The 25,602-nt window shown below is 66.6% G+C and carries 22 protein-coding genes and 1 pseudogene; 12 read left to right on the top strand and 11 right to left on the bottom strand.

The annotated features are described in order from the left end of the window. Positions 1–37 precede the first annotated feature (37 nt). Both boxC and N4G42_RS20465 read right to left on the bottom strand, forming a co-directional pair. Positions 38–1,708, bottom strand: coding sequence for a 2,3-epoxybenzoyl-CoA dihydrolase (gene boxC / locus N4G42_RS20470; RefSeq protein ID WP_260668497.1), 1,671 nt, complete (start codon positions 1,706–1,708; stop codon positions 38–40). Positions 1,709–1,976: 268 nt separating this feature from the next. Beyond that, entirely contained in the window at positions 1,977–2,918 is a 942-nt protein-coding gene (locus N4G42_RS20465) for a helix-turn-helix transcriptional regulator (protein ID WP_056746950.1), read from the bottom strand. Between the two features lie 191 nt (positions 2,919–3,109). Here N4G42_RS20465 and N4G42_RS20460 point away from each other — a divergent pair, with 191 nt between their 5' ends. Genes N4G42_RS20460 through N4G42_RS20445 form a run of 4 tightly spaced genes read left to right on the top strand, consistent with a single transcriptional unit; the run spans position 3,110 to position 7,614 of the window. Beyond that, positions 3,110–3,577, top strand: coding sequence for a DUF4863 family protein (locus tag N4G42_RS20460; protein WP_260668496.1), 468 nt, complete (start codon positions 3,110–3,112; stop codon positions 3,575–3,577). Positions 3,578–3,633: 56 nt separating this feature from the next. After that, the gene (locus N4G42_RS20455; RefSeq protein ID WP_260668495.1) at positions 3,634–5,184 is read left to right on the top strand and encodes a 3,4-dehydroadipyl-CoA semialdehyde dehydrogenase; all 1,551 of its coding nucleotides are present in this window, start codon (positions 3,634–3,636) and stop codon (positions 5,182–5,184) included. Between the two features lie 49 nt (positions 5,185–5,233). Next, positions 5,234–6,787 (top strand): benzoate-CoA ligase family protein, encoded by a 1,554-nt coding sequence (locus N4G42_RS20450; RefSeq protein WP_260668493.1) that lies wholly within the window; start codon positions 5,234–5,236, stop codon positions 6,785–6,787. Continuing rightward, the gene (locus N4G42_RS20445) at positions 6,784–7,614 is read left to right on the top strand and encodes an alpha/beta fold hydrolase (RefSeq protein ID WP_260668491.1); all 831 of its coding nucleotides are present in this window, start codon (positions 6,784–6,786) and stop codon (positions 7,612–7,614) included. Before N4G42_RS20450 ends, N4G42_RS20445 begins: the two co-directional genes overlap by 4 nt. Before the next feature lie 59 nt (positions 7,615–7,673). On the opposite strand, the gene N4G42_RS20440 is transcribed toward N4G42_RS20445, so the two are convergent. Next, a complete protein-coding gene (locus N4G42_RS20440; RefSeq protein ID WP_056746945.1) occupies positions 7,674–8,366 on the bottom strand; it encodes a Crp/Fnr family transcriptional regulator in 693 nt (230 codons plus the stop codon). A gap of 138 nt (positions 8,367–8,504) precedes the next feature. Between N4G42_RS20440 and N4G42_RS20435 the strand changes: the two genes are divergently transcribed. The 3 genes from N4G42_RS20435 to N4G42_RS20425 are packed head-to-tail and all read left to right on the top strand — an operon-like array spanning position 8,505 to position 12,321. Continuing rightward, a complete protein-coding gene (locus N4G42_RS20435; protein WP_260668516.1) occupies positions 8,505–9,497 on the top strand; it encodes a Bug family tripartite tricarboxylate transporter substrate binding protein in 993 nt (330 codons plus the stop codon). A 10-nt stretch (positions 9,498–9,507) separates the two neighbouring features. Then, positions 9,508–10,473 carry a 3-hydroxyacyl-CoA dehydrogenase NAD-binding domain-containing protein gene (locus N4G42_RS20430; RefSeq protein ID WP_260668489.1) on the top strand — a complete coding sequence of 322 codons (966 nt, stop codon included), beginning with the start codon at positions 9,508–9,510 and terminating at the stop codon, positions 10,471–10,473. Between the two features lie 48 nt (positions 10,474–10,521). Next, positions 10,522–12,321 carry a feruloyl-CoA synthase gene (locus N4G42_RS20425; RefSeq protein ID WP_260668488.1) on the top strand — a complete coding sequence of 600 codons (1,800 nt, stop codon included), beginning with the start codon at positions 10,522–10,524 and terminating at the stop codon, positions 12,319–12,321. A 122-nt stretch (positions 12,322–12,443) separates the two neighbouring features. Here N4G42_RS20425 and N4G42_RS20420 read toward each other — a convergent pair whose 3' ends face one another. The 4 genes from N4G42_RS20420 to N4G42_RS20405 form a co-directional block, all read right to left on the bottom strand. Continuing rightward, a complete protein-coding gene (locus N4G42_RS20420) occupies positions 12,444–12,920 on the bottom strand; it encodes an HU family DNA-binding protein (protein WP_260668487.1) in 477 nt (158 codons plus the stop codon). A gap of 207 nt (positions 12,921–13,127) precedes the next feature. After that, positions 13,128–13,769, bottom strand: coding sequence for a PAQR family membrane homeostasis protein TrhA (trhA, locus tag N4G42_RS20415; protein WP_260668485.1), 642 nt, complete (start codon positions 13,767–13,769; stop codon positions 13,128–13,130). A gap of 10 nt (positions 13,770–13,779) precedes the next feature. Next, positions 13,780–13,941 (bottom strand): hypothetical protein, encoded by a 162-nt coding sequence (locus N4G42_RS20410; RefSeq protein WP_260668484.1) that lies wholly within the window; start codon positions 13,939–13,941, stop codon positions 13,780–13,782. Further along, the gene (locus tag N4G42_RS20405; protein WP_255342784.1) at positions 13,913–14,044 is read right to left on the bottom strand and encodes a hypothetical protein; all 132 of its coding nucleotides are present in this window, start codon (positions 14,042–14,044) and stop codon (positions 13,913–13,915) included. The genes N4G42_RS20410 and N4G42_RS20405 overlap by 29 nt, the downstream gene beginning before the upstream one ends. A 188-nt stretch (positions 14,045–14,232) precedes the next feature. Between N4G42_RS20405 and N4G42_RS20400 the strand changes: the two genes are divergently transcribed. Together N4G42_RS20400 and N4G42_RS20395 are read left to right on the top strand one after the other, a co-directional pair. Then, positions 14,233–15,237 (top strand): M14 family zinc carboxypeptidase, encoded by a 1,005-nt coding sequence (locus N4G42_RS20400; protein ID WP_121942034.1) that lies wholly within the window; start codon positions 14,233–14,235, stop codon positions 15,235–15,237. A 1-nt stretch (position 15,238) separates the two neighbouring features. Beyond that, positions 15,239–16,024, top strand: a complete 786-nt coding sequence (locus tag N4G42_RS20395) for an alpha/beta fold hydrolase (protein ID WP_260668483.1) — start codon at positions 15,239–15,241, stop codon at positions 16,022–16,024. Between the two features lie 6 nt (positions 16,025–16,030). Here the strand turns inward: N4G42_RS20395 and N4G42_RS20390 are convergent, their stop codons facing one another. The 3 genes and pseudogenes from N4G42_RS20390 to N4G42_RS20380 all read right to left on the bottom strand — a co-directional run. Then, positions 16,031–16,783 (bottom strand): SGNH/GDSL hydrolase family protein, encoded by a 753-nt coding sequence (locus N4G42_RS20390; protein ID WP_260668482.1) that lies wholly within the window; start codon positions 16,781–16,783, stop codon positions 16,031–16,033. A 117-nt stretch (positions 16,784–16,900) separates the two neighbouring features. Continuing rightward, on the bottom strand, positions 16,901–18,244 hold the full coding sequence (locus N4G42_RS20385) for an SPOR domain-containing protein (RefSeq protein ID WP_260668481.1): 1,344 nt from the start codon (positions 18,242–18,244) through the stop codon (positions 16,901–16,903). A 200-nt stretch (positions 18,245–18,444) separates the two neighbouring features. Then, positions 18,445–19,533: pseudogene (locus N4G42_RS20380) on the bottom strand (YcjF family protein); the annotation flags it as partial. A 153-nt stretch (positions 19,534–19,686) separates the two neighbouring features. Here N4G42_RS20380 and N4G42_RS20375 point away from each other — a divergent pair. Then, entirely contained in the window at positions 19,687–20,853 is a 1,167-nt protein-coding gene (locus N4G42_RS20375; protein ID WP_260668480.1) for an acetyl-CoA acetyltransferase, read from the top strand. Continuing rightward, positions 20,850–22,361 (top strand): AMP-binding protein, encoded by a 1,512-nt coding sequence (locus N4G42_RS20370; protein WP_260668479.1) that lies wholly within the window; start codon positions 20,850–20,852, stop codon positions 22,359–22,361. The genes N4G42_RS20375 and N4G42_RS20370 overlap by 4 nt, the downstream gene beginning before the upstream one ends. 114 nt (positions 22,362–22,475) lie before the next feature. Here the strand turns inward: N4G42_RS20370 and prpR are convergent, their stop codons facing one another. Then, a complete protein-coding gene (prpR, locus tag N4G42_RS20365) occupies positions 22,476–24,428 on the bottom strand; it encodes a propionate catabolism operon regulatory protein PrpR (RefSeq protein ID WP_260668478.1) in 1,953 nt (650 codons plus the stop codon). 287 nt (positions 24,429–24,715) lie between these two features. On the opposite strand from prpR, the gene N4G42_RS20360 reads away from it, so the two are divergent. After that, complete coding sequence (locus N4G42_RS20360; RefSeq protein ID WP_260668477.1) at positions 24,716–25,585, top strand: oxaloacetate decarboxylase; 870 nt, start codon at positions 24,716–24,718, stop codon at positions 25,583–25,585. Positions 25,586–25,602: the final 17 nt, after the last annotated feature.

The raw sequence follows: 25,602 nt of genomic DNA, 5'->3' as shown, positions 1-25,602 counted from the left end.
TGCTCCTCTGGATGGAAATCGAATGCAGGGCAGGGGGTCAGACGCGCGTCTGGTCAAACCCGGCCTTCTGGCCGGTGCCGTAAACCTTGAGCGCGCCCTTCTCGCCCACGGCGTTGGGGCGGTTGAAGATCCAGTTCTGCCACGCGGTCAGGCGCCCGAAGATGCGGGTGTTCATGTTCTCCCTGCTGGCAAAGCGCAGGTTGGCCTCCAGGCCGGTCAGCGCATCGGGCGACATGGCGGCGCGTTCTTCAATGGCGATACGGATTTCGTCGGCCCAGTCGATGTCGTCGGGGGCTGCCGTGACTAGGCCCAGCGCCAGTGCGCTGTCTGCGTCCAGCGGCCGGCCCGCGGCAGCGCGGACCGCTTCCAGCGGGCCCGCCTCTTCGTAGAAGCGGCGCTGCAAGCGGCTTTGGTCATTCACCATGGGCAGCAGGCCAAAGTTGAATGCGTTCAGGGTGAGCGTTGGGGCCTGCTCTGGCGCGTCGGGCAGGGCCAGCATGTAGGTGCGGTCTGCCGCTAAGGCCAGTTCTGCGAGGGTGCCGGCAAAAGCCGATCCCGTCTCGATCAGCGCGAAGAGGCTGCGTGAGGACACATCCAGACGGGCAAACGTGCGTCGCAGCGCACCGATGGTCTCGCGCACCAGCCAGTGGTCCTGATGCGCGAGCAAGATGGCATCGCTGGTCAGCACCGCCTGCGCATCCCCTTCGGTCTTCAGCAGCCAGGTGCCAATGTCCAGTTCGTTGGTGCGCAGGTTCAGGATGGCGTCGTCCAGCTCGCGGGCCAGTGCCAGCGGCCACCAGGCGGCGCCCGCTGCTTCAATGGCTGCCGTGTCGGCGGGCTGCGCTCCCTCGGGGGCGCGGATGCACAGCGTGGCCGTGCGGCGTGCGCGGTCGATGTCCACCGTCACGTGCTGGTAGCGCATGCCGTCGGCATGGTCCTGCCGTTCCACGCGTGGCAGGGCAATGCCTTGTGCTCCGCTGGGGCGGGTGCTGGTCTGTACATGGGCGGCGGCGCGCTCTTGCACCGTGACGGCAAATTGCGCGGGCTTGGCGATACGGTCCACCAGGCGCCAGTCCACCGCGCGCTGGCCACGCACACCCTCCACGCTGGTGCAGAAGATGTCGGCCAGATCGTGCCGCACGTGGCGCTTGTCCGTGACACGTGTCAGCCCACCGGTGCCGGGCAACACGCCCAGCAAAGGCACTTCGGGCAGCGACACGGCAGACGACCGGTCATCGACCAGGATGATTTCATCGCACGCCAGTGCCAGCTCATAGCCACCGCCCGCGCAGGCACCATTCACTGCCGCAATGAACTTGAGGCCCGAGTGTTTGGAGGAGTCTTCAATGCCGTTGCGCGTCTCGTTGGTGAACTTGCAGAAGTTGACCTTCCAGGCATGGCTGGACACACCCAGCATGAAGATGTTGGCGCCCGAGCAAAAGATACGGTCCTTGCCACTGGTGACGATGACGCTGCGCACGTTGGGGTGCTCGAAGCGGATGCGGTTGAGCGCGTCATGCAGCTCAATGTCCACCCCCAGGTCGTAGCTGTTGAGCTTGAGCTTGTAGCCAGGACGGATCCCTCCGTCCTCCGCAATGTCAAGGGACAGCCGCGCAATGGCACCCTCGACCGACAAGGTCCAGTGGCGGTACTGCGTGGGATCAGTGCGGTAGTCAACGCGTTCGGGAACGTGGGTGAGGTCTGCCATGAGGTCTCCGTGGAGAATTAATGCAATATAGTGCTTGTATGCAGTTGTTTATGTGCATCATCATGCATGTTGTTCGGTGTGTCAATGCATTTTTTTGCCGATGGCATTCGGGTAGACGGGCAGCTCTGCTGAGAGCTGTGCACGGGTCGATTGGGAGGGGCGAGCTGCACAGGCCGCCGCGGTGGCGGGCGCTGTGCTGTGCCGGGATGGGCGTGGGTGCTGCGGCGCCGATGTCCGGGCGGCAGCCGTTCAGACCGGGTGCAGGTTTTTACGCCACGCGGGCCATGGCCTTGCGCACGCTGGCACTCAAGGTCTGCAGGCTCTGCTCGGGGGTCTGGCCGGAGGTATCCACCGTGATTTCGGCCTTGGAATAGAAAGCAGCGCGCCCGTCCAGGATGCGCTTGAGGTCGTCCATGGCCTCCTTGCTGGCGGCCATCGGGCGCATGTCGCCCTGTGCCACCACACGCCCCATGTGTTCCTCGGGCGCGGCCCGTAACCACACGGTGGTGCAGTGGGCCAGCAGTTCGTTGAAAGTGGCGGGGTCCGACACAATGCCACCCGGCGTGGCAATGACCACCTCGCTGTGGATTTGGATGGTCTCTTCCAGCGCCCTGCGCTCGTAGCGGCGGTAGGCGGTGGTGCCGTACAGGTCGTGGATTTCGCGCACGCTGCACCCGGCGAGGGCCTCGATGGCGCGGCTCAGTTCAATGAAGGGAACATCCAGCTCGCGCGCCAGCAGCGGCCCCAGGGTGGATTTGCCAGCCCCCCGCAGACCAACCAGCGCAATGCGGCGGTGCCTTGCTGCGTCGTTGTGCCCCCCACTCAGCAGCTCGTGCAACGCCAGGCGGGCACGCCGCAGTTCGGGCTCGCTGCGGTGTTCCAGCAGTTCGCGGATCAGCAGCCATTCGGGCGATTGCGTTGTGAAATCGCCCACGAGCTCCGCCAGCGAGCAGTGCAGCGCATGGGCCACCTGCTGCAGCACCAGGATGGAGGCGTTGCCCGTGCCGTACTCCAGGTTGGCCAAGTGGCGCTCCGACACGTCGGCGGCCACCGCTACCGCCTTGCGGGTCAGGCCCCGCTGTGCACGCAGATTGCGAACGCGCTCGCCCAGCGACACCAGAAGAGGGTTCTTGGGCTCCTCGGCCGATGACTGCGCACCCTCCTGCGCCGAGGCGGGTGCGAGCAGCCCCGCCGTTTCTGTTTCATTCATACCCATCCTTTTCATGGAGCGCCCTGGTCTTCTCAGGGAAAACGCTTTTCATGCACTATAGTGCTTGACATGGATCTTTGAGGTAACTATGGTTCATCAATTGGCAAAATACTGCATGTTTTGGATGCGCGCAAGGCGGTGGATCAAAAACGGTGCAGATTGGGCCCCGACTCTAGCTGCACCCACTGCCCATGTCCGACAAAACTGCATTTCACCAAGCCCTGGTTGATCTGACCGCCCAGCTCGCTGGCAAACCCCTGGATGCCGCTCTGGCGCAATGGCTGAACACCGCGCACGGCCCCACCAGTGCGACCTACCAGCGCTTGCGGGAGGCGTGCATTCAGGGCGCACGTGAAGGCTGGCTGTGTGAACGCGAAGGCGGCGGCATCCGCTATGGCCGTGTGTTCAAGCCCGAAGATGCCCTGCACCGATTTTCTGTGGACGTGGTGGACATGCAAAACATTGGTGGCCCCCACCACACCCACCCGCAGGGCGAAATCGATTTGATCATGCCACTGGAGGGGGAAGCGTTGTTTGACGGCCACCCTGCCGGCTGGTGCGTCTACCCGCCCGGCAGTGCACACCACCCTACGGTGGCGCGCGGCAGGGCGCTGGTTTTGTACCTGTTGCCCGAGGGGCAGATCCAGTTCACCCGCTAGGGCTGGCGCCAGCGCTGCTCCCCCCATGGACCCTCTTGCTTTGAAAGAACGACTGCATGATTGAATTGCTCGCCAACCACGTTGCCGGCCGCTGGCAACACGGAACGGGGCCCGGCACTGAGCTGCGCGATCCTGTGCTGGGCACCGCCCTGGTGCGGGTGGACGCCACGGGGTTGAATCTGCCCGAGGCCTTTGCGTTTGCCCGCGAACAGGGGGGAGCTGAGCTACGCGCTGCCACCTATCGTGAGCGGGCCGCCATGCTCGGCGCGGTCGCCAAGGTGCTGCAGGCGCACCGCGACAGCTATTACGTCATCGCCACCGCCAATTCCGGCACCGTCAAGACGGACTCTGCGGTGGACATCGACGGCGGCATCTTCACGCTCGGCCAATACGCCAAATGGGGTGAGGCGCTGGGCGATGTGCGCGTGCTGCGTGACGGGGATGCCGTCAGGCTGGGCAAGGAACCGGTCTTTCAGTCGCAGCACCTGCAGGTGCCGAGGCCAGGGGTGGCGCTGTGCATCAACGCGTTCAACTTTCCTGCTTGGGGCCTGTGGGAAAAAGCCGCGCCCGCCTTGTTGTCGGGCATGCCGGTCATCGTCAAGCCCGGCACATCCACGGCGTGGCTGACCCAGCGCATGGTGCAGGACGTGGTGAACGCGGGGGTGTTGCCCGCCGGCGCGCTGTCGATCATCGCGGGAAGCTCGGCGGGCCTGATGGATGCGCTGCAACCCTTTGATGTGATGTCGTTCACCGGCTCTGCCGAGACGGCGGGCGTTGTCCGCGCGCATCCGGCGGTGGCGCAGCGTTCGGTGCGCGCCAACATCGAGGCGGACAGCCTCAATGCCGCGCTACTGATGCCCGACGCAGAGCCGGGCGGCGCCGCCTTTGACTTGCTGGTGCGCGAAGTCGTTCGTGAGATGACCGTCAAGTCAGGCCAGAAGTGCACCGCGATCCGCCGCATCCTCGTCCCCACTGCGTCGTACGCTGCGGTGGCGGAGGCTGTCAGCGCCCAGCTGGCCCGCGTGGTGGTGGGCAACCCCCGCAATCCGGAAGTGCGCATGGGCTCGCTGGTCAGCCGCGCCCAGTTCGATGGGGTGCAGGCAGGCATTGCCGCCCTGGGGGCCCATACCGACCTTGTGTATGACGGCCGAACGCGGCCGCTGGTCGATGCCGACTCTGCAGTGGCCGCCTGCGTCGGCCCGGTGCTGCTGGGCGCGCGCGATGCCGACAAGGCCTCCATCGTTCATGACGTGGAGGTGTTTGGACCGGTGGCCACCTTGCTGCCCTATAACGACCTGCCCCATGCGCTGGCCCTTGCGCAGCGTGGCCAGGGCTCGCTGGTGACCTCGCTCTATGGCGCCGACGACAAGGCCCTGGCCCAGGCCGCCGTAGCGCTGGCTGCGAGCAATGGCCGTGTGCATGTGGTGACGCCGGCAGTGGCCACTGCGCACACGGGCCACGGCAATGTCATGCCCATGTCACTGCATGGGGGGCCCGGCCGGGCTGGTGGTGGTGCTGAGCTGGGTGGCTTGCGGGCGCTGGACTTCTACCACCAGCGCAGTGCGGTGCAGGCCAGCCCCGAAGTGCTTGCTGCGCTGGGCTGCTGACCCCTCAGCCCCACCCACAACGACCACACCATCGCGACGGAGACACGCCATGAACAGCCTTCCGGAACAGTTCAATTTTGCAGAGCATCTGTTTGCTCTCAACCGCGCGCGGGGTGACCGCATCGCCTACATCGACGACCGGGGGACCCTGAGCTACAGCGCGCTGGAAGACCGCGCACGGCGGCTGGCGGCGGTGCTGGCCAACACTGGCGTGCGGCGCGAGGAGCGCGTGCTGCTGCTGATGCTGGACACCAGCGACTGGCCGGTGGCGTTTCTGGGTTGCCTTTACGCGGGTGTGGTGCCTGTGGCGGTCAACACCCTGCTCAAGCCCGACGACTACGCCTACATGCTGACGCACTGCCGCGCGCAGGCGGCGCTGGTCTCCGGTGCATTGCTGCCGGTGCTGGACGAGGCGCTGGCCCTGGCACCCCACCATGAGGTGCGTGCGTGTGTGGTGTCGCAGCCGCATGGCACATTGGCTGCAGGGGCGGTGGACATGCAGGCCGCCATTGCCAGCACCCCCGTGCTCGCCGCGCCCGCGCGCACGGGGCCTGACGAGCCCGGGTTCTGGCTCTATTCCTCGGGCTCCACGGGCAAGCCCAAGGGCACGGTGCACACGCAGGGCAGCCTGTGGTGGACGGCCGAGCTGTATGGCAAGGCGGTGCTGGGCCTGACCGACAAGGATGTGTGCTTTTCGGCTGCCAAGCTCTACTTTGCGTATGGGCTGGGCAACAGCCTGACCTTCCCGTTGTCAGTGGGCGCCACAGTGGTGCTGATGGCCGAGCGACCCACGCCAGACGCCACCTTCGAGCGTTGGACGCGCCACCAGCCCACGGTGTTCTTTGGGGCGCCCACCGGTTTTGCCGGCATGCTGGCCTCGCCCCGCCTGCCTTCCCGAAGTGCGGTGGCGCTGCGCATGTGCTCGTCTGCCGGCGAGGCGCTGCCGGCCGAGATCGCGCAGCGCTTCAAGGACCATTTCGGTTGCGACATCATCGATGGCATTGGCTCGACAGAGATGCTGCACATCTTCCTGTCCAACCGCCCTGGCGATGTGCGCTACGGCACCACGGGCAAACCGGTGCCCGGGTACGAGATATCCCTGCGTGGTGAAGATGGCAGCGAGGTGCTGCAGGGCGAGATTGGCGACCTCTACATCCAGGGCCCCAGTGCAGCGCTGATGTACTGGAACAACCGCGCCAAGACCCGCGAGACATTCCAGGGCGCGTGGACCAAAAGCGGCGACAAATATGTGCGCGATGCCGAGGGTTACTACACCTACGCCGGGCGCAGCGACGACATGCTCAAGGTCAGCGGCATTTACGTGTCCCCCTTCGAGGTGGAGGCCACGCTGATGCAGCACACCTCCGTGCTGGAGGCAGCCGTGGTCGGCACGCAGGACGCCGACGGCCTGACCAAGACCAAGGCTTTTGTGGTGCTCAAGGACGGCCAGGCGGTCACACCGGATGAACTCAAGGCCTTTGTGAAGGAACGCCTGGCGCCGTACAAGTACCCGCGTCTGATCGAATTCTTGCCCGAGCTGCCCAAGACGGCCACCGGCAAGATCCAGCGCTTTCGGCTGCGCGAGCGGGAGCAGCGGGCGTGAGTGCCAACGACGTTGCACCCAGCCCCGTGGGGCGCACTGAGAATGTGCCAGTGCGCTGGCGCAACCTCACGGTCCATATCGAGTACCAGTGGATAGCTCCCGAGCGCAGCACTGCCCCCTTGGTGGTGTTCCTGCACGAGGGCCTAGGCTCCGTGGCGATGTGGAAGGACTTCCCGCGCCAGCTGTGCGATGCGGGTGGGTTTCGGGGGCTGGTGTTCTCTCGTCCTGCTTATGGCCGGTCCACACCCCGGCGCGCGGACGAGGTGTGGGGCGTGGACTTCATGCACCAGCAGGCACACGAGGTGGTGCCCGCATTCCTCGATGCAGTGGGCGTGCAGGAAGCCGCCTGGCTCTTTGGCCACAGCGATGGCGCCTCGATTGCCCTGTTGCTGGCAGCACGCTGGCCGCTGCGTGTGCAAGGGCTGGTGGTGATGGCGCCGCACATCTTTGTGGAAGACGTGACGGTGCAAAACATCGAACGCGCGCGGGACGCTTACGAACAGACCGATCTGCGCCACAAGCTGGCGCGTTACCACGACGATGGGGATTCGGCCTTCTGGGGCTGGAACCGCGTCTGGCTGGACCCGGCGTTCCGTGCGTGGAACATCGAGCCGGAGGTCGCCCTGATCCGCGCCCCCGTGCTGGCCATCCAGGGCTGTGATGACGAGTACGGCACCCTGGCCCAGACCCGGGGCATTGCCCAGCGGGTGCGAGGCACCCGGTTGCTGGAATTGCCGGACTGCGCGCACTCTCCGCACCGTGACCAGCCTGGTGCGGTGACGGCCGCTGCGGTCACCTTCATCCAAGCGCACCACTCGCCCACATAGCGGCAGATGGTGCAGTAGCGGGCGGTAGCCCATGCACCCAGCGACGCCCAAAAAAGGGGCTATTCCACCTGGCGCCGCAGGCCTTCCAGGTCGGTCACGGTGATGCCGCCGTATTCGATCTCCAGCAGGCCAGCGGCCTGCAGCCGCTTCAACGCCGCGTTGCAGCGCTGGCGTGATACGCCCGAGAGATTGGCAATTTCTTCCTGCGACACCTGCAGGTGCGTGTCGCTGCCCGGGTGCAGCCAGGGGTGGAACAGGCCTGCCAGCGCGCGGGCCACCTGGCTGTCGGTATCGAGCAAATGGTGGGCCGTGAAGTTGCCCAGAAACCAGTGCATGCGCTCGTTGATCTGGCGCAGCAGAAAGTGGTCAAAGCTGCGCTGCGTGGCGTGCAGCCATTCAAAGGTCTCCATCGGCACTAGCGCCACGCGGCTGGGGCGCAGTGCGATCACGTCGGCCGTGCGCGGCGTGCCGCGCAGCAAGGTGCCCTCGCCAAACCAGCTTCCCGCCGACAGTCCGCCGAGCGTGACCGAGCGGCCATCCCCCGAGGTCACGGTCCACTTCAGCAGCCCCTCGATGGCGCCATACCAGTGCACCGGGGTGTGGCCGCGTCGGCACAGCTCGCCGCCCTGGGGCACTTCGACCTCGCGTACATCGTCCATCACCCGCTGCTGGGCGGCGCTGTCCAGGGCCGGGAACCAGGCAGAGTGCAGCAGCAGATCGGTGAGGGTAGGGGGCGCCAGTTTGACCAACATGGTGAGAGTGTCTCCTGCGCCACTGTGTGCTGTACAGGCGCGTGCGCGTATTCCCTGAGTCCAAATGTCATCGCGATGACTGAATGTGCAAGGGCGTCAAAAAATAATGACGGCTCCATCCACAGGAGACACATGATGATGCACACCCGCCGCCAGTTCATGCACCACGTTGGTTGCGCCTCTGTGCTGGGGGCCTTGTCGCCGCTGGCCGCCTGGGCGCAGACCATCGACCAGGTCAAGATCTTTTACGGCTTTCCCGCAGGCAGCGCGGGCGACAGCGTGGCGCGCAGGGTGGGCGAGAAGCTGGCGGGATCGCCCTACACCCGCAACCCCGCGGTGGTGGAAAACAAGCCCGGCGCGGGCGGCCGCATCGCGCTGGAGTCGCTCAAGGGTGCGCCCGCCGATGGCAGCGTGCTCACGCTATCGCCGTTTTCGTGCACGTCCATCTACCCGCACATTTACAGCCGCCTGAGCTACGACCCGGCCAAGGACTTTGTGCCGGTGTCCATCGGCGCCGTCATGCACCATGGTCTGGCTGTGGGGCCGCTGGTGCCTGCCTCCGTCAAGACGGTGAAGGACTTTCTGGCCTGGGCCAAGGCCAACCCCGGGCAGGCGAACTACGGCTCACCCGCAGCGGGCTCCACGCCACACTTCATCGGTGCGCTGCTGGGCTTGAACAACGACGTGGACCTCAAGCATGTGCCGTACCGCGGTTCCATCCCGGGCGTCACCGATGTGGTGGGCGGGCAGATCGCGTCGATGGTCACGCCCAGCGGAGACTTCATTCCCAACCACAAGGCGGGCAAGCTGCGGCTGATCGCCACCTCGGGTCAGGCGCGGTCGCCGTTTTCGCCCGAGGTCGCCACGTTTGCAGAGCAGGGCTTTCCAGAACTCACGACCGAGGAATGGTTTGGCTTTTACGCCCCGGCCCGCACGCCAGCAGCCGTGGTGTCTGCCGCCAATGCCGCCATCAACGCAGCGATCAAGGACAAGGCCGTCATGGACAGCCTGGCCGTGGTGGGGCTCATCGCGAAGGGCTCTACGCCTGCGGAGATGCTGGCCTCGCAACAGGCCGAATATGAGCGCTGGGGCCCGCTGGTGAAGAAGGTCGGCTTCACGGCAGATTCCTGAAAGGTTCCCCATGGCACACACCGTGAAGCGCGTGGCTGTGGTGGCCACCGGCACCATTGGCGCGAGCTGGGCCGCGTACTTTCTGGCACGGGGTTTGGACGTGCATGCCACCGACCCGTCGCCAGGGGCCGAGCAGCGACTGCGCGACGCCGTCGCCTCGCATTGGGTGGCGCTGGCGCAGCAGGGGCTGGCCTCGGGGGCAAGCCAGGAGCGCCTGCACTTTCATGTGCTGCTGGAAGATGCTCTGGCGCAGGCCGACTTTGTGCAGGAGAACGGGCCCGAGCGGCTCGACTTCAAGGTGGACCTGTTCCGCCGCATGGATGCAGCGACCCCGGCGCATGTGGTGCTGGCGTCCAGTTCCTCGGGGCTGGCGGTGACGGACATGCAGAAGGATTGCGCGCACCCCGGGCGCGTGGTGCTGGGCCACCCGTTCAATCCGCCGCACATGATCCCGCTGGTCGAAGTAGGCGGCGGCGAGCGCACCACGCCCCAGGCGGTGGCCGATGCCATGGCGTTCTACACCCGCATTGGCAAGCGTCCCATCCACGTGCGGCGTGAGATCAAGGGGCACATTGCCAACCGCCTGCAGGCGGCGCTCTGGCGCGAGGCCTTTCATCTGGTGGACCAGGGCGTAGCCACTGTGGAAGACATCGACACAGCCATCTCCCAGGGCCCCGGCTTGCGGTGGGCGCTGATGGGTCCGTTCATGAACCTGCACCTGTCGGGTGGCGACGGTGGCATAGCCCACCTGCTGGCCCACCTGGGCGGTCCCATCGAAAGCTGGTGGCAGGACCTGGGCACGCCGTCCATGACCGAAGCCTTGCAGCGCCAGGTGACCGAAGGTGTGGCGCAGGCGCTGGGTGACAGGCAGGCCAGCGATCTGGCCCGTGCGCGGGATGCCTTGCTCATCCAGCTGTTGTGCGCCAAGCAGGCGTCTGGGCTGCTCGGCCAACCTGATCCCGATCTCGATGCCTGAGGCATCGCGCCTCAGTGTTTGAACCTCCATCGCTCCCGAGAACCCACCATGTACCCAGCCTTTCTTGATGACGAGCGCCAGATTGCCCCGGCGCGCGCTGTGCGCACCCAGTTTGACGATGGTTCTTTCACGCTGCGCTCTCCCATGGCGCTGCAACCCTATGCCCGCTGTGTGGGGGAATGGCTGGAACGCTGGGCCAAAGAGACGCCTGATGCCCTGGCACTGGCCGAGCGGAGCGACAGCGCAGAAGGCTGGCGCAGCCTGACCTATGCCCAGCTGCGCCGCCAGGTGGGCGCCGTGGCCCAGTCGCTGCTGGACCTGCGGTTACCAGTAGGGCGGCCCATTGCCATCCTGTCCGACAACGCGGTGGACCATGCGGTGCTCATGCTGGCGGCCATGCATGTGGGCATCACCCCCTGTTCGCTGTCGAGCGCGTATGCGCGCTCCCAGGACCACAGCCGCCTGCACAGCATGCTGTCGGTGCTGGAGCCCAGCCTGGTCTATGCGTCCGATGCCAGCGTCTATGCGGCAGCCCTGCAAGGCTGGGACAGCGATGCCGTGCGGGTGTTCAGCCGCAACGCCTCCGCGTGTCCGGGTGCGCTGCCCTGGGAGCATCTGCTCGCTGGGCAGGAAACGCCCCAGGTGCAGCAGGCCATGCAGGCGCTGCTGCCTGATGACCATGCCAAATACCTGCTCACCTCCGGCTCCACCGGTCGGCCCAAGGTGGTCATCAACACCCACCGCATGCTCTGCGCCAACCAGCAGATGATGGCCCAGGCGTGGCGCTTTCTGGAGCACGAAAAGCCAGTGCTGGTGGACTGGTTGCCCTGGAGCCATACCTTTGGCGGCAACCACAACCTCAACATGGTGCTGTGCCACGGCGGCACGCTCTACATCGACGAGGGGCGGCCGGTGCCGGGGCTCATCGACAAGACGGTGCGCAACCTGCGCGAGGTGCAGCCCACCATGCTGTTCAATGTGCCCCGGGGCTTTGACATGCTGCTGCCGTTTCTGGAGGCCGACGACGGCCTGGCCGCTGACGTGCTGGCGCGCATGCGGCTGGCCTTCTATGCGGCGGCGGCGCTGGCTCCATCGACCTGGCAGCGCCTGCAGGCCGTTGCGCGGCGCGTGCGCCCCGCCCAGCCGCTGTGGCTCACGACATCGTGGGGATCCACAGAGACAGCGCCGGCCGTCACCACCGCGCACTGGCACCTTGAAGGCGCGGGCTGTATTGGTGCACCCTTGCCAGGGCTGGAGCTGAAGCTGGTGCCCAACGGCAGCAAGCTGGAGATGCGGGTTCGTGGCGTGTCGGTGTTTGCGGGCTACCGCAATGCGCCGCGTGAAACGGCGGCCGCGTTCGATCACGAGGGGTTCTACCGCATCGGCGACGCGGGCTATCTGGTGGACGCGGAGCAGCCAGACAAAGGCGTGGTCTTCAACGGGCGCGTGGCGGAGGATTTCAAGCTGTCCAGCGGCAGCTGGGTGTCGGTGGGCACGTTGCGGGTGGAGCTGGTGTCGCAACTGGCGCCGCTGGTCCAGGACATCGTGCTCACCGGGCATGACCGCGATGAGGTGGGCATGCTGGTGTTTCCGTCTGCGGCCGGTGCGGCCGACGCTGAGCGGCTGGAGCAAGCATTGCAGGCCGTGATGCGCGCGCGCCGCGATGCGGGCGCTGGGTCTTCGCAATGCCCCACACGGGCCATGGTGATGGACATGGCGCCTGATGCAGACGCAGGGGAAATCACCGACAAGGGCTACATCAACCAGGGGGCGGTGCTGTCACGCCGCGCGGCAGCGGTGCAGGCGTTGTACGCCCATCCTGCAGCGCCAGGGGTCATCAGGGCCTGATTGCGCGGGGCCCAGGGCGTGTAGGGGAGGCGTCGTCGCGCACCCTTGCGGGTTCCCCCAAAAGAAAAAAGGGGCCTCGCGGCCCCCGGTGCTGAAGCAGGCGCCTTGCGGCGCTGGGTGCATCAGGCGGTTGCGTCCTTGAGCTTCTTCAGGGCGCGGGTCTTGATCTTGACCGAGGCGGGCTTGGCGGGGAACCAGCGCTCTTCACCCGTGAACGGGTCCTTACCAAAACGCTTTTTCTTGGCAGGCACTTGCTGCAGGCCGATCTTGAGCACGCCAGGCAGCGTGAACTCGCCAGAGCCCTTCTTGTGCACCGAGCCCAGGATGGCGGCTTCCAGCGCAGCCAGCACGGCCTTGGCAGCCTTGGGCTCCACACCCGACTGTTCGGCCAGATGGGCGACCAGCGTGGTCTTGTTGAAAGCAGCCTTGATGGGCTTCAGGGCGGCAGCAACGGCCACGGGCTTGGCGGCGGGAGCGGCTGCTTTCTTGGCGGCTGGAGCCGCCTTTTTGGCTACAGGTGCTGCCTTCTTGGCGGCGGGTGCTGCGGCCTTGACGGCCACCTTCTTTGCGGGAGCGGGAGTTTTCTTTGCAGTTGCCATGATGTTTTTTCGTTGATTGGAATGACGATGGGCCCTGCCTCTGCGGGCGAGGACCTGCGTGATTTTAGGTGCGATAACGCCAGACGCGATAGGGCCTGCGTGCCGCAGGTGTTTGCAGCCGTCGCATGGGTGCGGTGCCAACGGCTTGCGCAGGGCCCGCGAGGTCGGTGCAGGAGCGCGCTTTGCGCCCCCTTGTTGTCTGCGTGGCTAAGCTGCCGTCTGCAGGCCCAGCACCGCGATCACGTGACAGCCCGTGCCTGCGATGACACAGCCATGCCACACGGCGTGGGCGTAGCGCACTACGGCGTCCATCACAAAAAACACCACACCGGCCGTGTATGCGGCCCCGCCGATGACCAGCCAGGCCGCACTCACGGCGGGCACATGGGCCATCAGGGGCAAGGCCGCCAGCAGCGCTACCCAGCCCATCGCCACATACAAGGCCGTTGACAGCCAGTGCGCAGTGCGCCTTGTGCGCAGCTGTAGCCAGCAGCCCGCCAGGGCAGCGAGCCAGACGAGGGCCAGGGCGGTGACATGGTGCGTGTGGCCCGGCGCACTCAACGCAAACGGGGTGAAGCTGCCCGCAATGAACAGGTGGATCGCCGCATGGTCCAGCCGCAACGCCCATTGCTTGGCCCGCCCCGGCGGCAGCGCGTGGTACAGGGTGGACGCGCCATACAGCAGCGCCATGGTGGCCACAAATACCAGCACACCCCCTATGGCTGCGGGATGCGCGGCGGGGGCTGATTGCAGCAGTTGTGGCACGGCCAGGCAGGCGCCCACCAGCGCAGCACCGTGCAGCGCACTGTTGGCCACCTCTTCGTGCAGGTCCTGCGGCCGGTCGCTCATGGCGATCTTGCTAGTGGTGGGCAGGCGTGTGCAGCCGCTCGCGCCACAGCTGCCAGCGCGCGCGCTGCAGGGCCAGAAACTCCACCACGCCCCAGGCCAGTGCACAGGCCATCATCGCCCAGCCCATGGCCCAGCGGTAGGACTCAGTCTTGCGCGATGGCGGGTACATCATCGTGGTCCCAGCCGGTGGTGCGGGGCAGGTCCAGGCTCAGCCACCCGCGTTCATCGAACAGCTCATCGAGCAGCCGCTGCAGTCCGAACAGTTTCCAGAGCATGTTGCGCCTCTTCCAAAGGGTGGTGACTGCAGGCAAGGTAGCGCCCTTGTGTGACGGTTTCGCGTCGGTTCGCGCAAACCCCACAGGTTGGCCGCAGCGCTGTTCGTGCTGGGCCCCGGGCGCTATCCTCACTGCCTGGCACGCGCTCTGGCGTGCTCCACACACCGACTTACCCCCACCCATTGAACATGCTGCCCGAGCTTGCGGCGCTGGAAAAAATCCTGGACCTGGGGGCGCCCCATCTGCAGGTGCAGGTCGTCCAGCAGGTGTCTGTGGCATCGGGCACGCAATTTCCCATCTATGCCATTGGGTTGGGCAACCCGGCGCTGGACGTGCCCGCCGTCGGATTCTTTGGCGGCGTGCATGGGCTGGAACGCATTGGTGCCGAGGTGGTCATTGCCTACCTGCAAAACGTGGTCATGCGGCTGCAGTGGGACACCACCTTGCACCAGCAGCTGGAGCGTGTGCGCCTGGTCTTCATGCCCATCGTCAACCCTGGCGGCATGTGGTCTGCCACGCGCGCCAACCCGCGCGGTGTCGACCTGATGCGCAATGCGCCCGTCGACGCGGTGGACCCGGTGCCCTGGGGCATTGGCGGGCAGCGCGTGAGCGCGGGCCTGCCCTGGTACCGGGGCAGGCTGGGCGAGCCCATGGAGGCCGAGAGCCAGGCGCTGTGCGATGTGGTGGCGCAGCAGCTGCTGGCGCGGCCCTTCAGCATTGCGCTGGACTGCCACTCGGGCTTTGGGGTCAAGGACCGGCTGTGGTTCCCGTTTGCCCACACGCGCCGGCCCATTCCGCACCTGGCCGAGCTGCATGCGCTGCAAGACATCTTTCTGCAGGCGCACAGCAACCACCAGTACATCATCGAGCCGCAGAGCGCGCAGTACCTGGCCCACGGCGATCTGTGGGACCACCTGTACCTGCAGGCCTGCCGCGATGTGCCCGCACACACCTTCCTGCCGCTCACGCTGGAGATGGGCTCTTGGCTGTGGATCAAGAAGAATCCGCGCCAGCTGTTCTCGCGCAACGGCATCTTCAATCCGCTCATCAACCACCGCCAGCAGCGGGTGCTGCGGCGGCACCTGTCGCTGCTGGACTTTCTGTCGCGCGCGGCCTGCAGCCACGCACGCTGGGTGCCAGCGCCCGATCAGCGTGCGCAGCGCCGGGCAGATGCCCTGGCTGCGTGGTACTGAGATGCCAGTGCGCCCACCACGCCAATGGATCTTGCTGCGCGGGCTGACGCGCGAGGCCGCGCACTGGGGCGCCTTTGGCGAGCGCTTTGCGCAAGCGGTGCCGGGCGACGACGTGCTGGCGCTGGACCTGCCGGGCAACGGCCAGTTCCACCATCTGACATCACCCTTGTCGGTACAAGGCATGGTGCAAGCCTGCCGTGCAGAGCTGGCGCAGCGTGCCGTGGCGCCGCCCTACCACTTGCTGGCCATGTCGCTGGGGGCGATGGTGGCCACCGAATGGGCGTGCGTGGCGCCCCACGAGGTGGCGGGGTGCGTGCTCATCAACACCAGCCTGCGCCCGTTCAGCCCGTTCTGGCACCGCCTGCAGCTGCACAACATCGCACCGCTGCTGCGGCTGGCCTGGCGGTGGCGATCTGCGGAAGCTGCGGAGCAGGTGGTGTGGCAGATCACCAGCCGCAGCGTGCCATCCGCTGCCACCGGCGTGTTGGCGCAGTGGGCTGCGGTGCGCAGGCAACGGCCGGTGTCGGCCCGCAATGCCCTGCGCCAGCTGGTGGCGGCCGCGCGGTACCGCGCGCCGGCAGCCGCACCGGTGGACCGTGTGCTGCTGCTGGGCAGCCTGAAAGACCACCTGGTGTCCCGCCAATGCTCGCAGGCCATTGCGCAGGCCTGGGGGCTGCCGCTGCAGTCGCATCCGTGGGCGGGACACGACCTGCCGCTGGACGACCCGCAGTGGGTCATCGATGCCGTGCTGCAGTGGCTGTCCCGTAGCGAGTCATCGGACGGGTAACGGGGGCTACGGCGTGAGGCTGTTCAACGCACCCTGTGCCACCAGCTCGCGGTACCACTCCGCATAGCCCGCGCTGCTGGGGTGCAGGCCGTCAGCGGCGTTCAGTTCCTGGCTGCGGGTCACGAACGGGTCCTGGTCGCGCGGCTTGAGCAAGCGCACGTAATGCACCTGCTGCGCGCTGGCTGCCTCCCGCGCCAGCGCATGCAGCGCCTCGGACCGGCGCGACATGGCCCATGACAGGGGCGGCACAAAAAAGGGCGCGTGGCCCACGTTGCCACAAGGCATCAGCACCACCTGCTGCCCCTTGCGGCGCGCGAGCGCCACGGTCTGCTGTACCTGGTCGCGCAGCGTGTCTTCAGACGTGAAGCGGATCACATCGTTGCCTCCTGCCAGCACCAGCACCAGATCGTAGCCGCCGCCAGCGCGCTCCAGTTGCTGCACCACATCGCCAAATTTGGCGCCGTTGGCCGCCAGGTTGTCGATGCGCCATTGGGGATGGTCCTGGCCGATGCGCCCCGGCAGGCTGTCTGCTGCGGTGCTGGCACCAGTGCCCACGGCGGTGCTGTCTCCCACCACCAGCACACGCCGCGTCGGCTGCGGGGGCTGAGCGGTGTAGGGGCGTGCATCGCGGGCCAGGTCGGCGGCCGTCCACATGCGCCAAGGGGCACAGCCCGTCAGCAGCAGTGCGCCCGCAGCCACCGCGGCCAGGGTGGCCCACCGGCGGGTGGCGTTGTGGTGCGGGGAGGTCTTTCGCGTCATGGTGCATACGCCCAAAGTTGCTCTGGGCTCAGCGTACCTGCAGACTCGGCGACCCTGCGTCGGCGTCGGGCATTCGCGTGCGTAGGACAGTGCTACACCCCGCGTCCCGGGGGTGGGCTACTGCTTGAAGACGACGGCGTCCAGCGCCATCGCCCGGATCGCCTCGGCCGCGGCATCGGCCTGGGCGCGGGTGGCGTAAGGCCCCACCCGCACGCGGATGCGACGGCCCTTGGAATTGTTCAACTCCTGGCGAAACGCGGGCAGACCTTCGTTGAGCAAGCGCGCCTGCGTCTTGCGGGCGTTGGCTTCTTCGGCGAACAGGCCCACGTTGATGTAGTAGCCCGGGGCAGTGCCCACCGTGGGCAGCGCGGTGTCGGCGGTGGAGGACGCTGCTGAAGCAGGTGTCTTGGGTTTGGTGGGGGCTGCTGCGCGGCTGGCGGCATCACGGCGTGCAGGGGCGGTAGCGGTGGCGCTGGCCGCAGGCGTCGGTGCGCGGGTCGATGCGGCTGGCGTGGCTGGCTTGGGTGTGGACGCTTTGGCGGCTGGAGGGGCGGCCGTGGCCGATGCGGACAGTGCTGGAGCTGGGGGCTCGGCCGACTTTTGAACGGCAGTGGCGGCAGGAGCGGGCGCGACAGCCAAAGGTGCCGACGCCACAGGTGCAGGCGCAAGCGCAGGCTTGGGGGCTGCTGCTGCAGCAGGAGCCTGGGGCGCGGGTGTGGGCGCTGGCGGTGGTTCTGTTGCCACTTCAGGGGCTGGCGTTGGCGGTGTGGGTGTCCCTTCGGCCTCCGGCACCGGCAAGGCACCCACGGGCTTGGTGGCAGATGCCGCCTGGGCCGCTGCCGTGGCCTGCGCCACCGTGACGGCGGGTTCCAGCGCCAGGGGCTTCACGTCCGACGGGGACAGCGCCAGGTAGGCGATCAGTGCGGACAGGACCAGCACCACGTTTGCCAGCACCAGCACCTGCAGCCGCTTGCGCGAGCTGGCCTGCTTTTCGAGCAGCGCACAGGCTTCCGGCACGGTGCGCGACGCGGCCAGCGCGCGCGCAATGCGCTTGCGGATGTCGGCGTACAGGATGGCGTTGCCGTACAGCCCCGGCACGGCAAAGGCCAGCACCGCAAAGGCGCCCAGCACCCCGAGTTCGATGCCCACGGGCCAGTGCAAAAACGAACGGCCCACGCCAAACACGATCAGTGCCAGCCCCTCGGCTGCCGCCACATAGACCAGCGCGGCACCCCACAGCTGGCGAAACAGCATCCAGTTCAGGGTGCACAGGCAGGCGGCCCAGTTCCAGGTGGTGGTCGTGCGGCCCGTGTCGTCAAAGCGCTCGAACACTTTCAGGTAATAGTCCGTGTTCACGGGCCCCAGGGCCAGCCGCGACATGGCCGCCATGGCATTGTCGGACGGCGAATCGAGCGACATGGCCGGGATGATGGAGGCGACAGGATCCGTGTGGTCGAGCATGGTCGGATTCTGTCATGCACCGGGCGGTGTGTTACCTGCCGAATCGCAAGGTGCTGCGCGGCGGCAACGGGTGCGCGCAGCGTTGTGATGCGCTGCGGGGCGTCTGGGCAGGCCCCTGCATTCCTGTGGGACGGCTTTTAAGTCAAATGAGCTGCAAGCGCTAGTCGAATATGCGCAAGCAGCTATTAATTAGATAGCGTTTACTGTTTGCCCCGCACCAGGGCCATGATCTGGCCCGCGTCCAGCGTGGCCGCCTTCTGCTGAATTTGCGGCAGGTACTGCGTCTGCAACTGCTTGGCGGGCGTGAGCAGGCCCTGAAAGGTCTCGCGCAGCATGGCCGTGCTCATGGCCCGGCCACCGGCGTAATAGCGCTTGGCCACCTGCCCCAGCGCGTAGGTGGTGGCAAACGAAAACGCCATGCCTGTGGCAGCGCCGCCCAGCCCCCCGATGGTGCGGCCCGCCACCTTGCCCAGCAGGCCGCCCAGCAGCTTGCGGCCAAACTGCTCCAGGTACTGCGACGTCATGCCTACGCCGGCAGCGGCGATGAACTCCTTGATGTGGCCCTGGTCCAGCGCCACCCCGTGGGCCTTGCCAATGCCGTAGACCATCTTCACCTGCAGCGGGATGATGGCCATCGACGCCCATGACTGCGGCAGCAGCTCCAGCGCGCCATTGAGCAGCGCATAGTTCAGGATGGATTTGTCCAGCTCTGCGTCCGAGGCACCTGCACCGACTGCTGCGGCCAGAGGCGCTGCCGCAGCAGTGGCCACCGGCACCGCCATCGGCACGGCCTTTTCGGCCACGTCCACCAGCGCATCGGCTTGCTGGTCAAACGCTGCCGTCTGCGGGTCGCCCAGCTGCAGGGCCGCCTTGAGGCGGGTCAGAAACTCGCGCTCCGCCGCGGTCTGGCGGCCATCCACATCGCACACGCAGACAGCCATCTCGTAGGCCAGCTGGCGGTGCATGGGCTCGCTCAGACCCTGCACGGCGGCCTGCACGCTGGTGCGCTGCAGCAGCACGTCCTGGTAGATGCGCGGCAGGTCGGCCACGCCCCCGTCGCCCGCGAGCGACTGGGCAATGCGGCGGATCTCTTCGCGTTCGGCATCGTCCTTGTTGCCATCGGCAAATGCGGCCAGAAGGGCGATGGTGAGGATGGATTTTTGCTGGTCCAGGGTCATGGTCGTCGTGCGTGAAAAAGGGGGGGGGAGGGGTTGCACACTGCTTGCAGTGTGTTGTGCGGTGGCTTGTGAACAGGTTCGTAGGTGCAGTCTAGGCAATGCGGTTTCAACGCCACAGCGTGTGGGGGATTGATGGCGCGGGCTGTGTGTGGCGCCAGGGCTTCGGGTTTTCCCTTGGGTAGTTCGGCGACTGTGCGGAGGGCCATCGCTTGCCTACAGTGCTTGCCATCGCGCCGTCGTGGCGCACATCAACGGAGGATGGACATGGGTGCAGCGATTGTGGGTTGGGCGCATTTGCCGTTTGGCCGGCTGGACGGCCTGGGGCTTGAAGACCTCATCACGCGCGCGGGCCGCGAGGCCCTGCAGCACGCGGGCATTGACGGCACAGCGGTGGATGGCGTGTGGCTGGGCAACCTCAACGGCGGCTTCACGCCCGATGTGTTTGCCTCGTCGCTGGCCCTGCAGTGCGACGACGCCCTGCGCTGGAAGCCCGCCACACGGCTGGAGAACGCCTGCGCGTCGGGCTCAGCGGCCCTCTATGCCGCGTGTGACGCGATCGAAGCCGGCCGCGCCCGGGTTGCCCTCGTCATCGGCGCTGAGAAGATGACCGCTGTCTCCGGCGCCGAGACCACGCGCATCCTGGGCGACTGCGGCTACTCCGGCGAGGCGGGCAGTCCGCCCGGTGGCTTTCCGGGCATTTTTGCCTCCATCGCGCAGGACTACTTTGCCGCGTATGGCGACCATTCGGCCACCCTGGCACGCATCGCCGCCAAGAACCACGCCAACGGCGCGCTCAACCCCTGGGCCCACATGCGCAAGGACCTGGGCTTTGAGTTCTGCAATACCGTGTCCGACCGCAACCCGATAATTGCCGCGCCCCTGCGCAAGACGGACTGCTCGCTGGTGTCTGACGGCGCCGCAGCGCTCGTCCTGGCGGCCGATGATGCGGTGGGCGACTTTTCCCGCGCCGTGCGCCTGCGGGCGCGGGTGCAGGTCAACGACTACCTGCCCATGGCGCGCCGCCGTGTGGTGGACTTTGAAGGGCCCCGGCGCGCCTGGCACCAGGCGCTTCAGCAGGCAGGGTGTGCGGTGCACAACCTGTCGCTGGCCGAGGTGCACGACTGCTTCACCATTGCCGAGCTGCTCACGTACGAGGCCATGGGCCTGGCGCCCGCAGGCCAGGGCCACCGCCTGCTGGAAGACGGCACCGTGCTGCGCAGCGGCCGCCTGCCCGTCAACGCGTCGGGCGGGCTCAAGGCCAAGGGCCACCCGATCGGCGCCACGGGCGTGTCGATGCATGTGGTGTCGGCCATGCAGCTCATGGGCGAGGCGGGTGACCTGCAGGTGCCGGGTGCCACCCTGGCGGGCGTGTTCAACATGGGCGGCTCGGCCGTGGCCAACTACGTGAGCATTCTGGAGCGCGCCCGATGAACATCGCCCACCTGCTGCGCCGCAGCGCCTTGCTGCACGCCCACCAGCCCGCGCTGCTGCACGGCGACCAGATGCTGTGGAGCTACGGCACGCTGGCCGCGCGCACCGCTGCGCTCGCCGCCCATCTGCGCACACGCTGTGGCGTGGCCCCGGGCGACCGCGTGGCCATCTATGCCGCCAATGTACCCGAATACCTGGAAGCCCTGCACGCCATCCTGTGGGCAGGGGCGGTGTCGGTGCCGGTCAACTACAAGCTGCATGCCAAAGAACTCGCCTACGTGCTGGCCGACTCTGGCGCGCGCGTGGTGCTGACCTCTGAAGCGCTGGCACCCGCCGTGCGCGAGGCCGGGGCGCCGCAGGACGCGGTGCTGGTCTTTGGCTCCGACGCATACCGCGCCGCAGTCGCCCACACGCCCATGGACGTATGCGACCGCGCGCCGCATCACGTGGCCTCGCTGTTCTACACCTCGGGCACCACCGGCCGACCCAAGGGTGTGATGCAGACCCACCGCAACCTGCTGGCCATGACGGCCTGCTACTTCACCGATGTGGACGACATCCTGCCCGGCGACGCCATGGTCTACGCCGCACCCATGTCGCACGGCGCGGGGCTTTACAACTACGCCCAGGTGCTGCGCGGCGAGCGGCATGTGGTGCCGCTGTCGGGCGGGTTCGAGCCGGCCGAACTGGTGCAGCTCGCGGCCAGCGTGGGCCAGCTCACGCTGTTTGCAGCGCCCACCATGGTGCACCGCCTGGTCGACCATGTGCGTGCCACGGGTGCCGACGTCTCAGGCTTCAAGACCATCGTCTACGGCGGCGGCCCCATGTACGCCGACGACCTGCGCAACGCCCTGGCCGTGATGGGCAACCGCTTTGCACAGGTCTACGGCCAGGGCGAAAGCCCCATGACCATCACCGCCCTGTCGCGCGCCCAGCTGGCCGACCGCGACCACCCCCGCTGGGCCGAGCGCATGGTGTCGGTGGGCGTGGCGCAGTCGCTGGTGGAGGTGCGTGTGGTCGATGCCACGGGCCAGCCCCTGCCCACCGGCGAAACGGGTGAGGTGGTGGTGCGCGGCGACACCGTGATGCCCGGCTACTGGAACAACCCCACCGCCACCGCGCAGACGCTGCGCGACGGCTGGCTCTACACCGGCGATATGGGCGCGCTGGATGCCGATGGCTTTCTCACGCTCAAGGACCGGTCCAAGGACGTGATCATCTCCGGCGGCAGCAACATCTACCCGCGCGAGGTCGAAGAGGTGCTGCTGCTCCAACCCCAGGTGCGCGAGGTCGCCGTGGTCGGGCAGCGCGATGCGGAATGGGGCGAGGTGATAGTCGCCTTCCTGGTTGCAGGGGAGGGCGGTGCGGTGGCCGATGCCGTGCTGGATGCGCTGTGCCTGGAGCACATTGCTCGCTTTAAGCGGCCCAAGGAATACCGGTGGGTGGAGGCTTTGCCGAAGAATGCCTATGGGAAGGTGTTGAAGACGGAGCTGCGGGCCAAGAGCTAGTGCTGCGGCGGTGCGGCACGATGGGCAGTAGCGCGTCGAGATAGCCCGCAAACACGGCTGGCCGTCGTCGGCGGGTTGTTTGTGGACAGGTGCCTGCGCAAGTTCGGACGATTTTCAAACCGGCTTTCGACACCATCGCCAGAACGTGGACCTGCTGACCCCCAGCTCTGCAGCGGCTGCGCCGGTGCGTCCGCCATGGCGCTCCAGCGCTGCCAGGGCCCGTGTGTGCCGGTCAGGTTTTTCTGGCGGGTGCTCTGTGGCGGTTGGGGCACCGGGGGCTTGTTCGATGTCTGGCATCGCCGCAAACAGTTCTGGGCATTCGTCTCGCAGCCCGCTCCACTCCACGCTGTCGCTGCGGCGGTACTGAGACAGCCATACGGCGATGCGGTCGCACAGGTTTTCCAGCTCGCGTACGTTGCCGGGCCAGGGATGCTGTTCCATGGCGTCCCCCCATTGGGCCAACACTTCAGCAGCGGTGACACCGGACACGCCGACCCGGCTCAGACTGTGGGTCAGCAAACGCGCGGCCAGGACTTGGACGTCGCCCTTGCGATCCCGCAGCGAAGGCAATGCCAGCGTGAGGGTGTTGAGGCGGTAGTACAGGTCCTGGCGGAATTGGCGCGCGTTCACCATCTGCAGCAGTGGCTGATGGGTTGCCGCTATCACGCGCACATCGACCGGGATGGACGTGACGGACCCCAAGCGGGTGATGCGCCGCTCCTGCAGTACGCGCAGCAAGCGGGTTTGCAGCGTGAGCGGCATGTCGCCGATTTCGTCCAGAAACAGGGTTCCCGTGTGGGCTGCTTCAAACAGCCCGCGCTTGCCGCCGCGGCGCGCACCGGTGAAAGCGCCTTCCTCGTGGCCGAACAGCTCGCTTTCGAGCAGCGTTTCAGGGAACGCGGCGCAGTTGATGGCAACAAACGGGCGGCGCGCCCTCTGGCTGGCGTTGTGCATGGCCTGCGCAAAGAGTTCTTTGCCGGTACCGCTCTCGCCGGTGATCAGAACGCTGAAGTCGGTGGCGGCATACCGCCGGGCTCTGGCGATGGCTTGCAAAAACGCGGGGGCTTGCCCCGCCAGGCTTTCAAAGTGGTGGTGCGCGGCGTGGTCGCTGCGGCGGTGCTGAATGCGCAGGCTGTTGTCGGCCTCATGGATGGTGCGCGCGTCGTACAAGGTCAGCGCCGCGCCCGTAGTGTGGCCGCCTTCGTAAATGGGTGTGCGATTGGCAATCCAGTCGCGGCCTTGCAGGCGCAGCACCGCGCCATGTTCGGGCTGGCCGCCTTCCAGTGTCTCGCGCAGCGACAGATCGGTGGTGACGGATGCGAGGGGTTCACCCAGGCGCGGCGCACGCACCAGGCCCAAAATGCGTTGCATCGCCGGGTTGATGGCAATGATCTGTTCGGACTGATTCACCGCCAGGACTGCCTCCTGCAGCGTGTGCAGCACCGTGTTGAGCTGTTCGTATCGCCCGGCCTCCAGCTGCGCCACCCGCGCCAGCTCCAGAGCGTCTTCAAAGCCCTGGCGGATGCTGGCATGCGAATACGCCAGCAAGCCGACCAGGCCTGCGTTTTCTGCCAGTTCCACCACCAGGCTGGACCCCACGACCACGCGGATTCCATCGCTGTGCAGCTGGCGGATGCACGCGCGGGCCGAGTCGGGCGTCTGGTAGGCGTACTGGTGGATGTCGATGTTCAGCAGGCCCTTGACGGATTCCAACTCCGGTAGCGTGTGGCCGTACATCACGATGCCCACGCGGTCGGCCGTTGCCCGGGCCTTGATGAGCGCTTGCAGGATGTCAAACCCGCTCAACTGGATGGTGGCCACCGGGGCGCTGATCCCGCTGCGCAGCAGGCTGGCGTTGGACCCCGCGCTGACAAAGACATCAACCAGTCCGCTGTCCAGCCGCTTGCGGGCCAGGTCCAGCGCCACTTCAAAGCTGCCATCGATCACCTCGATATCCGCTCTATCCTGGTACTCCGCCACGATGGGCATGGCCATCAGCCGGATCTGGCGATAGCTCATGAAGCAAAGGCGAGGGCGGCTGGCAAGTGGTGTGACGGGGGTTGGCATAGGGCGGAGGGGCGTGTGGACGATGCGCTGACTGTGCAAGCATTTCAACGAAAGGCTGTTGTGTTTCATTGACCTGCAAGTGAAACATAAATATGAAACATTGGAACAACCAATGGAACATGCACACCGCTGCTGAGCCACATTGATGTGAGAAGTGTCAATCAAATCAACGGCTTACGGCGGATTAGCGGATTGGCACGTACTGTGCAGTAACGGTCCCATACACCCCGGTTTGCAACATCACTCCTTTTGCCATGTCTGAATCTGCTTCTTTTTCCAAGACCTCCATGCCTACTCCCACCTCTTTGCGCCAGCGCCTGACCCAGCCCGGGCTGGTGATCGCCCCCGGGGTGTACGACATGGTCTCGCTGCGGCTGGCCGACACCTTCGGCTTTGATGCCTTGTACATGACGGGCTTTGGCACCGTGGCCTCGCACCTGGGCTTACCAGATGCGGGGCTGGCCACGTATTCGGACATGGTGGGGCGGGTGAAGGCCATGGCAGGCATGGCCCGCTCCCCGCTGATTGCGGACGGCGATACGGGCTATGGCGGTTTGCTCAACGTGCGCCACACGGTGCAGGGCTACGAGGCTGCTGGCGCGCAAGCCATCCAGCTGGAGGATCAGGAATACCCCAAAAAATGTGGCCACACCCCTGGCCGCCGGGTGATCCCCATGGAAGACATGGTGCGCAAGATTCGCGTCGCTGTCGACAGCCGCAGTTCGTCCGATTTCCTGGTGATTGCGCGCACGGACGCCCGTACCAGCCTTGGTCTCGATGAGGCCCTGCGCCGGGCAGAGGCTTACGCCCGTGCTGGAGCGGACATCCTTTTCGTCGAGTCGCCCGAGAGCGAGGAAGAGATGCGAAGGATCGGCCATACCGTGGATAAGCCCCTGCTGGCCAACATGGTGGAGGGCGGACGGACGCCTGTGCTGTCGCACAGCGAGCTGGAGTCCATTGGCTACAAGCTCGCCATCTTTCCGGTGACTGCCTTGCTGGCCGCTACCCAGGCCATGAAGACGGTGTATGCGCAGTTTCAGCGCACGGGCTCGTCGGTGAACAGCGACGCTGGCTTGATGCCCTTCGCGGAGTTGACGCAGCTCATGGGTTTCGAGGACGTCTGGGCATTTGAACGCCAGTACGCCGAGATGCCCTGACTTGCGAGGCGCGTGGC

Source organism: Acidovorax sp. K2F (genome assembly GCF_025246485.1).
Lineage (GTDB): Bacteria > Pseudomonadota > Gammaproteobacteria > Burkholderiales > Burkholderiaceae_C > Acidovorax > Acidovorax delafieldii.
The sequence above is the reverse complement of the archived record's forward strand: the minus strand, read 5'-3'. Positions and strand labels throughout refer to the sequence as shown.